The sequence below is a fragment of the Streptomyces sp. MMS24-W38 genome (genome assembly GCF_059889265.1).
Genome location: NZ_JCBCPP010000001.1, coordinates 1,675,559 through 1,690,156 on the forward strand (window position 1 = coordinate 1,675,559; position 14,598 = coordinate 1,690,156).

The 14,598-nt window shown below is 71.4% G+C and carries 8 protein-coding genes; 6 read left to right on the forward strand and 2 right to left on the reverse strand.

Annotation, left to right across the window (positions count from 1 at the left end):
* Window positions 1-55 precede the first annotated feature (55 nt).
* The 4 genes from AC6F7H_RS06235 to glgB all read left to right on the forward strand — a co-directional run bounded on the left by AC6F7H_RS06235 (window position 56) and on the right by glgB (window position 8,022).
* Entirely contained in the window at window positions 56-2,191 is a 2,136-nt protein-coding gene (locus AC6F7H_RS06235; protein ID WP_500755744.1) for an alpha-1,4-glucan--maltose-1-phosphate maltosyltransferase, read from the forward strand.
* Window positions 2,188-3,906: a maltose alpha-D-glucosyltransferase gene (gene treS, locus AC6F7H_RS06240; RefSeq protein ID WP_500755745.1), complete on the forward strand. Its 1,719-nt coding sequence runs from the start codon at window positions 2,188-2,190 to the stop codon at window positions 3,904-3,906. Before AC6F7H_RS06235 ends, treS begins: the two co-directional genes overlap by 4 nt.
* A gap of 93 nt (window positions 3,907-3,999) precedes the next feature.
* Window positions 4,000-5,433: a maltokinase N-terminal cap-like domain-containing protein gene (locus AC6F7H_RS06245; protein WP_500755746.1), complete on the forward strand. Its 1,434-nt coding sequence runs from the start codon at window positions 4,000-4,002 to the stop codon at window positions 5,431-5,433.
* 69 nt (window positions 5,434-5,502) lie between these two features.
* A complete protein-coding gene (gene glgB / locus AC6F7H_RS06250) occupies window positions 5,503-8,022 on the forward strand; it encodes a 1,4-alpha-glucan branching enzyme (RefSeq protein ID WP_500755747.1) in 2,520 nt (839 codons plus the stop codon).
* Between the two features lie 15 nt (window positions 8,023-8,037).
* On the opposite strand, the gene AC6F7H_RS06255 is transcribed toward glgB, so the two are convergent.
* On the reverse strand, window positions 8,038-10,320 hold the full coding sequence (locus AC6F7H_RS06255) for a HelD family protein (protein ID WP_500761680.1): 2,283 nt from the start codon (window positions 10,318-10,320) through the stop codon (window positions 8,038-8,040).
* A 223-nt stretch (window positions 10,321-10,543) separates the two neighbouring features.
* Window positions 10,544-11,926, reverse strand: a complete 1,383-nt coding sequence (locus AC6F7H_RS06260; protein WP_500761682.1) for a cation:dicarboxylate symporter family transporter — start codon at window positions 11,924-11,926, stop codon at window positions 10,544-10,546.
* A 156-nt stretch (window positions 11,927-12,082) separates the two neighbouring features.
* Between AC6F7H_RS06260 and AC6F7H_RS06265 the strand changes: the two genes are divergently transcribed.
* On the forward strand, window positions 12,083-13,753 hold the full coding sequence (locus AC6F7H_RS06265; protein ID WP_500755748.1) for a sensor histidine kinase: 1,671 nt from the start codon (window positions 12,083-12,085) through the stop codon (window positions 13,751-13,753).
* Window positions 13,750-14,433: a response regulator gene (locus AC6F7H_RS06270; protein WP_500755750.1), complete on the forward strand. Its 684-nt coding sequence runs from the start codon at window positions 13,750-13,752 to the stop codon at window positions 14,431-14,433. The genes AC6F7H_RS06265 and AC6F7H_RS06270 overlap by 4 nt, the downstream gene beginning before the upstream one ends.
* Window positions 14,434-14,598: the final 165 nt, after the last annotated feature.

The window sequence follows — 14,598 nt, forward strand, 5'->3', positions numbered from 1 at the left end:
GACCCACCTCCCCACAGTCATCCGCCCACCCACGTTGACGCGGACAGGAGCGGTCATGCCCGCCACGCATCATTCGTCGTCGGCCCCTCCGACACCTTCTCCGAAGCCCGCCGCCGGAACGCCCCCACCGGCCGCGGCGAACTCGACCTCCCTGGGGCGCATCCCCGTCCTCGACGTCCGGCCGATGGTCCGTCAGGGACGCCTGCCGGCGAAGGCCGTCGTCGGTGAGACGTTCGAGGTGACGGCCACCGTTTTCCGTGAGGGGCACGAGGCGGTGGCCGCCAACGTCGTCCTGAAGGACCCCGAGGGCCGACCCGGGCCGTTCACCCCGATGCGGGAACTGGCGCCGGGCACGGACCGGTGGGGGGCGACCGTCCGCGCCGACGCGACGGGGCGTTGGACGTACACCGTGGAGGCGTGGGGCGACCCCGTCACGACCTGGCGCCGTCACGCGCGGATCAAGATCCCGGCGGGTACGGACACGGAGTTGGTGCTGGAGGAGGGCGCCCTGCTCCACGAACGGGCGGCGGCCGGAGTACCGGAACCGGACCGCCGGGGCGTCCTCCTCGCCGCGGCGGACGCGCTGCGCGACGAACGGCGACCGACGGCTTCCCGGTTGGCGGCGGCGTTGACGCCGGAGGTGGACGCGGTCCTGGCCCGCCACCCACTGCGGGAACTGGTCACCACCGGCGACCCGATGCCCCTGCTCGTGGAACGCGAACGCGCCCTGTACGGCTCCTGGTACGAGTTCTTCCCCCGCTCCGAGGGCACCCCCCACCAGCCGCACGGCACCTTCCGCACCGCCGCCCGCCGGCTGCCCGCGATCGCCGCCATGGGCTTCGACGTCGTCTACCTCCCGCCCATCCACCCCATCGGCACCACCCACCGCAAGGGCCGCGACAACACCCTCACCGCCGCCCCCGACGACGTCGGCGTGCCCTGGGCCATCGGCTCCCCCGAGGGCGGCCACGACACCGTCCACCCCCAGCTGGGCACCCTGGAGGACTTCACCTGGTTCGTCCGCCGCGCCGGCGAGCTGGGCCTGGAGGTCGCCCTGGACCTCGCCCTGCAGTGCTCCCCCGACCACCCCTGGGTGCACAAACACCCCCAGTGGTTCCACCACCGCCCCGACGGCACCATCGCCCACGCGGAGAACCCGCCCAAGAAGTACCAGGACATCTACCCGCTCGCCTTCGACACCGACCGCGGCGGCCTGGTCGCCGAGACCTGCCGGCTGCTGCGGCACTGGATGGCCGCCGGCGTGCGGATCTTCCGGGTGGACAACCCGCACACCAAACCGGTGGCCTTCTGGGAACGCGTCCTGGCCGACATCAACCGCACCGACCCCGACGTCGTCTTCCTGGCGGAGGCCTTCACCCGCCCGGCGATGATGCACACCCTGGCCCAGATCGGCTTCCAGCAGTCCTACACCTACTTCACCTGGCGCACCACCAAGCGGGAACTGACCGAGTACCTCACCGAACTGTCGGGGGAGGCGGCCTGCTACATGCGGCCCAACCTGTTCACCAACACCCCCGACATCCTGCACGCCTACCTGCAGCACGGCGGCCGGCCCGCCTTCGCCGTCCGCGCCGTGCTGGCCGCCACCCTCTCCCCGTCCTGGGGCATCTACAGCGGCTACGAACTGTGCGAGAACACCCCGCTGCGGGAGGGCTCCGAGGAGTACCTGCACTCGGAGAAGTACCAGCTCACCCCGCGTGACTGGGAGGGCGCCGAACGCCGGGGAGAGACCATCACCCCCCTGATCACCAAGCTCAACACCATCCGACGGGAGAACCCGGCGCTGCGCCAGCTGCGGGACCTCCACTTCCACCAGGCGGACCAGGAGCCGGTCATCGCCTACTCGAAACGGAAGGGTTCGAGCACGGTCCTGGTGGTCGCCAACCTCGACCCGCACCACACCCAGGAGGCCACCGTCTCGTTGGACATGCCGCAACTCGGCCTGGACCGGCACGAGTCGGTGCCGGTGCGCGACGAGCTCACCGGCGAGACCTATCACTGGGGCAGCACCAACTACGTGCGTCTGGAACCGGGCGGCGCGCATGTGCTCGTCGTCGGCCGGAAAGCCGACGGCCGCACGGCACCGGCCGCCACCGCCGCGGCCCCGGATGAGCACGGCACGGCTCTGCGACCGTCCACCCCGCAGATCGGAGGGTCACCCGCATCATGATCGTCAACGAGCCCGTACCGGACACCTTCGAGGACACCCCGGCCAGGGACCGCGACCCGGACTGGTTCAAACGGGCCGTCTTCTACGAGGTCCTCGTCCGCTCCTTCCAGGACAGCAACGGCGACGGCATCGGCGACCTGAAGGGACTGACCGCCAAGCTCGACTACCTGCAATGGCTCGGCGTCGACTGCCTGTGGCTGCCCCCCTTCTTCACCTCACCCCTGCGCGACGGCGGCTACGACGTCTCCGACTACACCGCCGTCCTGCCCGACTTCGGCGACCTCGCCGACTTCGTCGAGTTCGCCGACGCCGCACACCAACGCGGCATGCGCGTGATCATCGACTTCGTCATGAACCACACCAGCGATCAGCACCCCTGGTTCCAGGAATCCCGCAAGGACCCCGACGGCCCCTACGGCGACTACTACGTCTGGGCCGACGACGACAAGCAGTACCCGGACGCCCGGATCATCTTCGTCGACACCGAGGCCTCCAACTGGACCTACGACCCGGTACGCGGACAGTACTACTGGCACCGCTTCTTCTCCCACCAGCCGGACCTCAACTACGAGAACCCGGCCGTGCAGGAGGAGATCCTGGCCGCCCTGCGCTTCTGGCTGGATCTGGGCATCGACGGCTTCCGGCTGGACGCGGTGCCCTACCTCTACCAGGCCGAGGGCACCAACTGCGAGAACCTGCCCGCCACCCACACCTTCCTCAAACGGGTACGCAAGGAGATCGACGCACAGTACCCCGACACCGTCCTGCTGGCGGAGGCCAACCAGTGGCCGGAGGACGTCGTCGACTACTTCGGCGACTACAGTGCCGGCGGCGACGAATGCCACATGGCCTTCCACTTCCCGGTCATGCCCCGCATCTTCATGGCCGTGCGCCGCGAGTCACGCCACCCGGTCTCCGAGATCCTCGCCAAGACCCCCGCCATCCCCGCCGGCTGCCAGTGGGGCATCTTCCTGCGCAACCACGACGAACTGACCCTGGAGATGGTCACCGACGAGGAACGCGACTACATGTGGGCCGAGTACGCCAAGGACCCCCGCATGCGCGCCAACATCGGCATCCGCCGCCGCCTGGCCCCGCTGCTGGACAACGACCGCAACCAGATCGAACTGTTCACCGCCCTGCTGCTGTCCCTGCCCGGCTCACCGATCCTCTACTACGGCGACGAGATCGGCATGGGCGACAACATCTGGCTCGGCGACCGCGACGCGGTACGCACCCCGATGCAGTGGACCCCCGACCGCAACGCCGGCTTCTCCTCCTGCGACCCCGGCCGGCTGTTCCTGCCCACCATCATGGACCCGGTCCACGGCTACCAGGTCAGCAACGTCGAGGCGGCCATGGCCTCGCCGTCCTCGCTGCTGCACTGGACCCGCCGCATGATCGAGATCCGCAAGCAGAACCCCGCCTTCGGCCTCGGCTCCTACACCGAACTGCCGTCCTCGAACCCGGCCGTCCTGGCCTTCCTGCGCGAGGCCCCGCCGACCGGGCAGGACGGCGACGACCTGGTGCTCTGCGTGAACAACTTCTCCCGCTTCGCCCAGCCCACCGAACTCGACCTGAGCGCCTTCCAGGGCCGCCATCCCGTCGAACTGTTCGGCGGAGTGCGCTTCCCCGCCATCGGCGAACTGCCGTACCTGCTGACCCTCGCAGGCCACGGCTTCTACTGGTTCCGGCTGCGCGGGGACGCCGCGTAGCACCCGCCGACCCCGGGTGGGGCGGTTTCCCCCGCGCCACCCGGGGCACGCATCAGTAACACCCCGACGATCCGGGGAAAGGACGCGACTGAAATGTCGGAAGCCGTCATACGTACGGTCGCACCCCCGCCCGGCCTCCTTGCGTCACTGGATCCGCTGCTGAGGCAGTGGCTGCCGCGACAGCGCTGGTTCGCGGGCAAGGGGCGCCCGGTCACCGGGTTCACCCTGGTCGCGGCCACCGAGTTACTTCCGCCCAGCGCCAGGCTGGGCCTGTACCACCTGCTCGTCCGCGCCCACCAGCCCGCCCTGTCCGCCCAGGGCGGGGCCGACCGCCCCGGCGACTGCTACCAGCTGCTGCTGGGCGTGCGCGAGGCACTGCCGCCCAGGCTCGCACCCGCGTTGATCGGGCATCCGAGTCAGGGCCCGCTGGCCGGGCGGACTGTGTACGAGGCCCTGTACGACACCCGGCCCGCCGAACTGCTCCTGGAGGCCCTGCGCTCCCGAGCCCGGATCGGCGGGCTGCGCTTCGAGCGGGATCCGGGGCAGGAGATCGCGTCCGGTCTGGTGCCGCGACTGATGACCGTCGAGCAGTCGAACTCGTCCGTCGTCTATGGAGATACGTTCATTCTGAAGCTGTTGCGCCGGATCGTGCCCGGGATCAACCCCGACCTGGAGCTGCCGCTGGCGCTGGCCCGCGAGGGCTGCCCCCGGGTGCCCCCGCCCACGGCCTGGCTGGTGACAGATCCCGACAGAACCGACGCCACCGGCGGTCGTGGTGCCGTCGGGGCGCCGGCCGCACCCGAGCCGTATGTGCTGGGTGTGCTCCAGCCCTTCGTGCGGGGCGCGACGGACGGCTGGGAGCTGGCGCTGCGGGAGCTGGCCAAGGGCGAGGACTTCACCGCCGAGGCGCGGGCGCTGGGGCGGGCCACCGCCGAGGTGCACACCGCGCTGGCCCGCGCGCTGCCGACGGTCACCCTGGGCCGGAGCCGGCTGCGGCACATGGTCGCCGGTATGGCCGAGCGGCTGGGTGCGGCGGTGCAGGCGGTGCCCGCGCTGCGGCCGTACGCGGACGGGCTGGGCACCGCGTACACGGCGCTGGACGACCTGGCCGCCGAGGGGCAGACCTGGACCGCCCAGCGTGTGCACGGCGATCTGCATCTCGGCCAGTGCCTGCGGTCCCCGGCCGGAGAGTGGTCGCTGATCGACTTCGAGGGCGAACCGGCACGGCCGCTGGCCGAGCGGCGGATGCCGCAGCCCGTGGTACGGGACGTGGCCGGGATGCTGCGGTCCTTCGACTACGCGGCACGTTCCGCGGACCCGCCGCAGCCGGACTGGGCCGTGCGGTGCCGTGCGGCGTACTGCTCCGGCTACGCGGAGACCGCGGGCCGGGACCCGCGCACCGATCCGGTGCTGCTGCGCGCGTACGAGACGGACAAGGCCGTCTACGAGGTGCTGTACGAGGCCCGGCACCGCCCGGAGTGGCTGCAGGTCCCGATGGCCGCCGTACGCCGGCTCGCCGAACCCTGACCAGGGTGATCCGGTGATCCACACGATTCACTTCCGTCCGCCCCGCACGTCGACCAGGAGGCTCCGTCCGTGACCCCCCGTCCCGAGTCCAGCGGTTCTCATCCGGAGCAGCCGACCGAGCAGATGTCCCGGAAGACCACGGTGAAGAAGGCCACCGTGCAGAAAGACACGCCGGTGAAGCGGGCCGCCGCCGCGAAGAAGGCCGGGGCCGAGAAGGCCGGGGCCGAGAAAGCCGGGGCGGCGAAGGCCGCCGAGAAGAAACCCGGGACGAGGAACGCCGGAACGAAGAGGGCCGGAACGAAGAACGCCGGGGCGCGGAGGAGCAAGGCGCGGCAGGCCGCCGGCAGGCCCCCGGCCGTCGGGCGGTCCGTGCCGCCCGAGGCGGAGATCGCGGTCTCCCCCGCCGCGGGCACCGACGACCGGGAGCGGCTGCTGAACGGCACGCATCACGCCCCGCACTCCGTGCTCGGCGCGCACCCGGCGCCCGGCGGGGTCGTGTTCCGGACGTTCAAGCCGTACGCCCGGGCCGTGTCCGTGGTGTCCGGGGGCCTCACCGTCGACCTGCACGACGACGGGGACGGGTTCTTCTCGACGCTGCTGCCGTTCCGGGAGATCCCGGCGTACCGGCTGCTCGTGACGTACGAGGGGACCGTGCGGGAGATCGAGGACGCGTACCGGATGCTGCCCGCGCTGGGCGAGTTCGACCTGCATCTGATCGCCGAGGGGCGCCACGAGGAGCTGTGGACGGCGCTCGGCGCACACCCCATGACCCATCAGGGCGTGAGCGGCACCCGCTTCACCGTGTGGGCGCCGAACGCGCGCGGGGCGCGGGTGGCGGGCGGGTTCAACTTCTGGGACGGCACCGGGCACCCGATGCGGTCGCTGGGCTCGTCCGGGGTGTGGGAGTTGTTCGTGCCGGAGGTCGGTGAGGGCGAGCTGTACAAGTTCGAGATCACCCGCCCCGACGGTTCGCGGACCCTGCGCGCCGACCCGATGGCGCGCCGCACGGAGGTCCCGCCGGCCACCTCGTCCATCGTCACGTCCTCGCGGTACGAGTGGGGTGACGCGCGGTGGCTGGAGCGCCGTGCCGAAGTACCCGCGCACCAGAGCCCGCTCTCGGTGTACGAGGTTCACCTCCCGTCGTGGCGACCGGGATTGACGTACCGGCAACTCGCCGAGCAGCTCCCCGCGTACGTGAAGGACCTCGGGTTCACCCATGTCGAGCTGATGCCGGTCGCCGAGCATCCCTACGGTCCGTCCTGGGGCTACCAGGTCACGGGTTTCTACGCGCCCACGGCCCGGCTCGGCACCCCGGACGACTTCAGGTACCTGGTGGACGCGCTGCACCGGGCGGGCATCGGGGTGCTGATGGACTGGGTGCCGGCGCACTTCCCGCGCGACGAGTGGGCGCTGGCCGAGTTCGACGGACGGCCGCTGTACGAGCACGAGGATCCGCTGCGGGCCGCCCATCCCGACTGGGGGACCCTGGAGTTCGACTTCGGGCGGCGCGAGGTGCGCAACTTCCTGGTCGCCAACGCCGTCTACTGGTGCGAGGAGTTCCACATCGACGGGCTGCGGGTGGACGCCGTCGCCTCGATGCTGTACCTCGACTACTCTCGCGAGCCCGGCCAGTGGACGCCGAACGAGCACGGCGGTCGGGAGAACCTGGACGCGGTGGCGTTCCTGCAGGAGATGAACGCGACGGTGTACCGCAGGGTGCCGGGGGTGGTGACGGTCGCGGAGGAGTCCACGGCCTGGGACGGGGTCACCCGGGCCACCCACCACGGGGGCCCGAGCGGTTTCGGCGGGCTCGGTTTCGGGCTGAAGTGGAACATGGGCTGGATGCACGACTCGCTCCGGTACATGAGCCACGAACCGGTCCACCGCCGGTACCACCACGGCGATATGACGTTCTCGATGGTGTACGCCTACAGCGAGAACTACGTGCTGCCGATCTCGCACGACGAGGTCGTGCACGGCAAGCGGTCCCTGGTCTCGAAGATGCCCGGCGACTGGTGGCAGCAGCGCGCCGACCTGCGCGCCTACCTCGGCTTCATGTGGGCTCACCCGGGAAAGCAACTGCTGTTCATGGGGCAGGAGTTCGCGCAGGGCGCCGAGTGGTCGGAGGCGCACGGCCCGGACTGGTGGCTGCTGGATCCGGCCTACGGCGCGGAGGCCGACCACCGCGGGGTGCGCGATCTGGTGCGCGACCTCAACACCGAGTACGGGCGCACCCCCGCGCTGTGGCGGTGCGACACCGAGCCGTCCGGTTTCCGGTGGGTGGCCGGGCACACGGACGAGGACGCCGAGGACAACGTGCTGGCGTTCCTGCGGTACGACTCCGACGGCTCCCCGCTGCTCGCGGTGTCCCACTTCGCCCCCGTCGTCCGGCACGAGTACCGCATCGGTGTCCCCGACGACGTGCCCGCCTGGCACGAGGTCCTGAACACCGACGCGGCCCGCTACGGCGGCAGCGACGTGGGCCTGCCGGACCCGGTCAAACCGGAGCCGCAGGGACGGCACGGCCTCCCGGCGAGCATCCGGCTGGCCCTGCCGCCCCTGGCGACGGTGTGGCTGCGCCCGGCCTGAGCCCCGGCAGGTGCGCTACGCCAGGGCGTCGGCCAGCGGCTTCGGCAGCGGCTCGGTGTGCAGGACGCCGAGCCGCTGGGTGGCGCGGGTCAGAGCCACGTACAGGTCGCTGGTGCCGTAGCGCCCCGGCTCGACCACGAGGACGGAGTCGAACTCCAGCCCCTTGGCCTGCCGCGGGTCGAGCAGGACCACGCCGTGCGTCAGATCGGGTTCGGCGCCGGCCGTCACCCCGTCCAGCCGGGCGGCCAGCGCGCGGTGCAGCTCGCGCGGGGCGACGACGGCGAGCCGGCCGTCCTTTGGTCCGCCGAGTTCCGCGACGGCCTCGGCGACGGCGCCGGGCAGGTCGTCGGTGGCGCGGGCCCAGGGGCGTACGCCGGTGGAGCGGACCGAACCGGGCGGCTCGAAGCCGGGGTGCTCGGCGCGGACCACGGCCGCCGCGACGTCCATGATCTCGGCCGGGGTGCGGTAGTTGACGCCGAGCCGGGTGTGCTCCCAGCGGTCCTCGACGTACGGGGCGAGGATGTCCTCCCAGGAGCCGACACCGCCCGCCTCCGACGTCTGCGCGGGGTCTCCGACCAGGGTCATCGAGCGGGTCGGGCTGCGCCGCATCAGCAGCCGCCAGGCCATCGGCGACAGCTCCTGCGCCTCGTCGACGATGATGTGCCCGAACGCCCAGGTGCGGTCCGCGGCGGCCCGTTCGGCGGCGCTGCGGTGGTCGTCCTCCTCGTGCCGTTCGGCGAAGCGCTCGGCGTCGATGATGTCGTGCGCGGACAGCACCTCGGAGGACTCGGGGTCGTCCTCCTCCTTGTCCTCGAACTCGAAGGTCCGGGAGGCGTACGACACGTCCAGTACGCCCTGAGCGTAGGCGATCTGCGCGCGCCGCTCGCGGTCGGCCCGTTCCCGCGCCGGCCGATCGTCCTCGCCGAGGAGTTCGGCGGCCTCGTCGAGCAGCGGTACATCCGCGACGGTCCAGTGCCTGGTCACCGGGCGGCGGATCGCGGCGGCGTCCTCGGCGGGCAGGAAGTCCTCGGGCTCGGCGAGGAAGTCGGCGACCAGCCGCTGCGGGGTGAGCAGGGGCCACAACCGGTCGACGGCGGACCACACCTCGGGGTTCTCGGCGAGTTCGTCGCGGATCTGGGTGATGTCGCTGGGGTCGAGCAGATTGGAGCCGTCGTAGGGGTCGGTGCCGATGCGTTCGGCGACCATGTCGGTGAGCGTGTTGAGGATGTGGCCCTCGAAGTACTCGCGGGACGCGTTGTGCGGCAGCTTGGCGGCGCGGGTGCGTTCCCGGGCGACCCGCACCAGGCCGTCGTCGAGCATCAGGATCTCGCGGTCGTGCTCGATGGTGATCACCGGGTCGGGCAGCGCCTGCCGGCCGCGGACGACCTCGGCGAGGACGTCCGCCATGTCCGCCCGGCCCTTCACGGCGGCGGCCTCGGGGGTGTCCGCCCGGGTGGCCCGCACGCCGGGGAACAGCTCGCCGACGGTCGCGAGGAGCACCCCGGTCTCGCCGAGGCTGGGCAGCACCTCTCCGATGTAGCCGAGGAACGCCGGATTGGGTCCGACGATCAGGACGGCGCGGCGGGCCAGCAGTTCGCGGTACTCGTAGAGGAGGTAGGCGGCGCGGTGCAGGGCGACCGCGGTCTTGCCGGTGCCGGGGCCGCCCTCGACCACCAGCACGCCCCGGTGCGGGGCGCGGATGACGCGGTCCTGGTCGGCCTGGATGGTGCGCACGATGTCACCCATGCGGCCGGTGCGCGCGGAGTTGAGCGCGGCGAGCAGCACGGCGTCGCCGGTCGGGTCCTCGTGGCCGGTGCGGGTCTCGTCGCCGAGGTCGAGGATCTCGTCGTGCAGGGCGGTGACCCGGCGTCCCTCGCTGGTGATGTGCCGGCGGCGCCTGAGGCCCATCGGGGTGTGGCCGGTGGCCAGGTAGAAGGGGCGGGCGACGTCGGCGCGCCAGTCGATCAGGACGGGGGTGCGCTCCTCGTCGTCGGCGCGCAGACCGATACGGCCGATGTGGTGGGTGTCGCCACTGGAGAGGTCGATCCGGCCGAAGCAGAGGGAGCCGTCCACCGCGTTCAGCGCGGCGAGCAGCCCGGACCGCTCGGCGACGAGGATGTCCCGCTCCAGCCTGGCCTGCATGGGCGTGTCGCCCTGGCCGAGCGCGTCCGTGACGGACACCTCGGTGTCGCCGCGCAGGGCGTCCACCCGTGCGTACAGTCCGTCGACGAATTCCTGTTCCTGTCGGAATTCATGGTCCGGAAATTCGCTGTTTGACAATTCCGCTCCCGCCCGGATACACTGCGCCTACTGAACTTCACTGTGACTTGCCGCAATTGAAGTCGCAAGTCAATGAATATACGCAACGAAAACCCCCGGGCACAATTACCCGGGGGTTTTCTGTGTCTGCGGCTGGAAGCGGCAGCAGAGGACGGTCGACGAGAAGGGCCGAGCGGCCGGGCTCACGGGGGAAGGAGTCCGGCCGCTCGGCGGCGGGGGAAGCCCGGGAGGGCTGTGCGCGTCAGGCCTTGGCGAGTTCCTTCTCGCCGCCCGCTGCGGGGGCCTCGGCGGGGCCGACGCCGTCGTGGTCGTCCAGCAGGGTGGTCTCGTCGAAGGGGATGGCCCCGGAGAGGACCTGGTTCACCCGCTCCTTGTCGATCTCCTTGGTCCAGGTACCGATCAGCACCGTGGCGACCGCGTTGCCCGCGAAGTTGGTCAGGGCACGGGCCTCGCTCATCAGGCGGTCGATGCCGACGATCAGGCCGATGCCGTCCACCAGGGCCGGCTTGTGCGACTGCAGACCACCGGCCAGCGTCGCCAGGCCGGCACCGGAGACACCGGCGGCGCCCTTGGAGGCGATCAGCAGGAAGAGCAGCAGCGTGACCTGCTCGCCGATCGACATCGGCGTGCCCAGGGCGTCGGCGATGAACAGCGAGGCCATGGTCATGTAGATCATGGTGCCGTCGAGGTTGAAGGAGTAACCGGTCGGGACGGTGATGCCGACCACCGGCTTGCTGACGCCCACGTGCTCCATCTTCGCGATGAGCCGCGGCAGCGCCGACTCGGACGAGGAGGTGGACAGGATCAGCAGGAACTCACGGCCCAGGTACTTGAACAGGCTCCAGACGTTCAGACCCGCGACGATCCGCAGCATCGCGCCGAGCACCACGAAGATGAACAACGCACAGGTGATGTAGAAGCCGAGCATCAGCACCGCGAGGCTCTTCAGCGCGTCCAGGCCCGCCGAGCCGGTGACCGCGGCCATGGCGCCGAACGCACCGACCGGGGCGGCCCACATGATCATGGCGAGGACCCGGAAGACCAGCCGCTGGATGTGCTCGATGCCGCGCAGGACCGGCTGGCCGGCGTTGCCCATGGCCTGCAGCGCGAAGCCGCACAGCAGGGCGATCAGCAGGGTCTGCAGGACCTCGCCCTGGGTGAAGGCGGACACGATCGTGGTCGGGATGATGCCGAGCAGGAACTCGGTGGTGTCCTTGGCCTCCGCGTCGACCTGGGCCTGACCGGTCTCCTTGACCGCGTCGGTGACCGCGAGACCCGTACCGGGGTCCAGGATGTTGCCGACGACCAGGCCGATGCCGAGCGCGACCAGCGACATGACCAGGAAGTAGACCATGGCGATACCGCCGACGGCGCCGACCTTGGCGGCCTTCCGCACGGAGCCGATGCCCAGCACGATGGTGCAGAAGATGATCGGCGAGATCATCATCTTGATCAGGCTCACGAAGCCGGTGCCGATCGGCTTCAGCTCGACCGCGAAGTCGGGGGCTGTCAGACCGACGGCGATACCGAGGGCGACCGCGATGATCACCGCGATGTAGAGATAGTGCGTGCGGTCCCGCTTCACTTTGGGAGCGGCAGGTGCCGTATCGGTGGTGCTGGTCACGGCGGCCTCCTTGATGACGTCGTCGGCATCGACCGGCGTGCGGCTCACGTCCGGGGGATGAGATTTCGGGGAACGCCGTGACTATGTCCCGCCTTGTGAGCGTGGTCACCCTTCCGTTCATTTAGTTCACGCCTACACGGCAGGCACACTGTCGTAATGCGCATCACCCTCCCCCGACCCCGCAGCCTCGCGGGCCAGCTCTTCGCCATGCAGGCGGTGCTGGTAGCGGTCCTCGTGGTGGGATACGCGCTGTTCAGCTACTTCAGCGACCGCGGCCAGGCCGAGGAGGCGGCGAGCCACCAGGCACGGGCCGTGGCCCTCTCGGTGGCCGACTCCCCCTCGGTGCGCGAGTCGATCCGTACCTCCGATCCCTCGGCCACGCTCCAGCCGTACGCGCTGGCGGTGGTGCGCGACACCGACATCGACTTCGTCACGATCATGAATCCACAGGGCATCCGCTGGACCCACCCCGACCCGGACCAGCTCGGCCTGCCCTTCCGCGGCCACACCGCGCCCGCCCTGGAGGGCCGGACGTTCACCGAGACCTACACCGGCACCCTCGGCCCGTCCGTCCGCGCGGTCACTCCGGTCCGGGACGGCGACCGGATCGTCGGCCTGGTCAGCGCGGGCATCCGGGTCGACGAGATCAGCCAGCGCGCGCAGGCCCAGCTGACGGCCCTGCTCACCGTCGCGACCGGTGCGCTCGGACTGGGCGCGATCGGCACGTACGTCATCAACGCCCGCCTGCGCCGGCACACCCACGGGATGAACGCGCGGGAGCTCAGCCACATGCACGACTACCATCAGGCCGCGCTGCACGCCGTGCGCGAGGGGCTGCTGATGCTGGACGGGCGGTACAGGGTGGCGCTGATCAACGACGGTGGCAGGGAGCTGCTGGGTGTGGCTCCTGAGGAGGACGTGGTGGGCAGGTCGGTCGCGGAGCTCAGCCTCCCGACACCGCTGACGGGCGCGCTGCTCGCCTCGGAGCCCCGGGTGGACGAGGTGCATCTCACCGCGGACCGGGTGCTGGTCGTGAACACCTCACCGGTGTCGGGCGGTGAACGGCGCGGTTCGGTGGTGACCCTGCGCGATGTGACCGAGCTCCAGTCGCTGATGGGCGAGCTGGACTCGGAGCGGGGCTTCACGCAGGCACTGCGCTCGCAGGCGCACGAGGCGGCGAACCGGCTGCACACCGTCGTCTCGCTGATCGAGCTGGGCCGGGCCGAGGAGGCGGTGGGCTTCGCGACCGCCGAGCTGGAACTCGCCCAGGCGCTCACCGACCAGGTGGTGGCGGCGGTGGGCGAGCCGGTGCTGGCCGCACTGCTGCTGGGCAAGACGGCCCAGGCCCACGAGCGGGGCGTGGAGCTGGTGGTATCGCCGGCCAGCCGGCTGGACGACGGGCTGCTGCCGGACAGCCTGCCCGCCCGCGACCTGGTCACCATCCTGGGCAACCTGATCGACAACGCGGTGGACGCGGCGCAGGGCGGCCTCAGTGCCCGGGTGACGGTCACGGCCCTCACCGACGCCAGCACGGAGCTGATCCTTCAGGTGTCCGACACCGGCCCGGGCGTGGCCCCGGATCACACCGAGGCGGTCTTCCAGCGGGGCTTCACGACCAAGCCGTCGGGGCCGGACGGCCGTGGGCTGGGGCTGGCGCTGGTACGGCAGGTGGTGCACCGGCACGGCGGCGCGCTGACGGTGACCTCGGCGGAGGAGGGCGGCGCCTGCTTCGAGGTACGGCTCCCGCTGCGGGCCGCCGACGGGGTCACGGCCGGCAGCGGCGCGGACGCGGAGGGCGTCGGCTCCGGCACGGGAGGCGGGGCATGACCGACAGACCCATCCGTGTCCTGGTGGTGGAGGACGACCCGGTCGCCGCCGACGCCCATGTGATGTACGTCGGCCGGGTGCCGGGATTCGTCGCGGTCGGCAAGGCGACGACGGGCGCCGAGGCCCGCCGGGCGCTGGAACGCACCCCCGTCGACCTGCTCCTCCTCGACCTGCATCTGCCCGATGTGCACGGACTGCAGCTGGCCCGCTCGCTGCGGACGGCCGGACACCACGCGGACGTCGTCGCGGTGACGTCGGCACGGGACCTCGCGGTGGTGCGCGAGGGGGTGTCGCTGGGCGTCGTCCAGTACGTGCTGAAACCGTTCACCTTCGCGACGCTGCGGGACCGCCTGGTGCGGTACGCCGAGTTCCGCGCGGCCGTGGGCGAGGCCAGCGGCCAGGCCGAGGTGGACCGCGCGCTGGCCACCCTGCGCGCCCCCGGACCGGCCGCCCTGCCCAAGGGCCTGAGCGCACCGACCCTGGAGCGGGTGACCGTGGCCCTGCGTGACGCCGGTGAGGGCCTGACCGCGAGCGGGGCGGCGGAGGCGGTGGGCATCTCCCGCATCACCGCCCGCCGCTACCTGGAACACCTGGTGGACGCGGGCCGCGCGGCCCGGCGCCCGCAGTACGGGACCGTGGGACGGCCGGAGTTGCAGTACCGGTGGGTGACGGGACGGTGAGGTGCTGGGGCACACGAAGCCCTCACCGGGTACGGCGCCCGCCCCGCGCGTCCCGCCGTGCCTCCCGCGGGCCCGGGTGGTGCGGGCGCTCGCGGCCTGTCCGCCCTCCCGTTCCCGCTCCGCCTCAGTCGCCTCAACCGGATCAACCGGATCAACCGGCCGTTC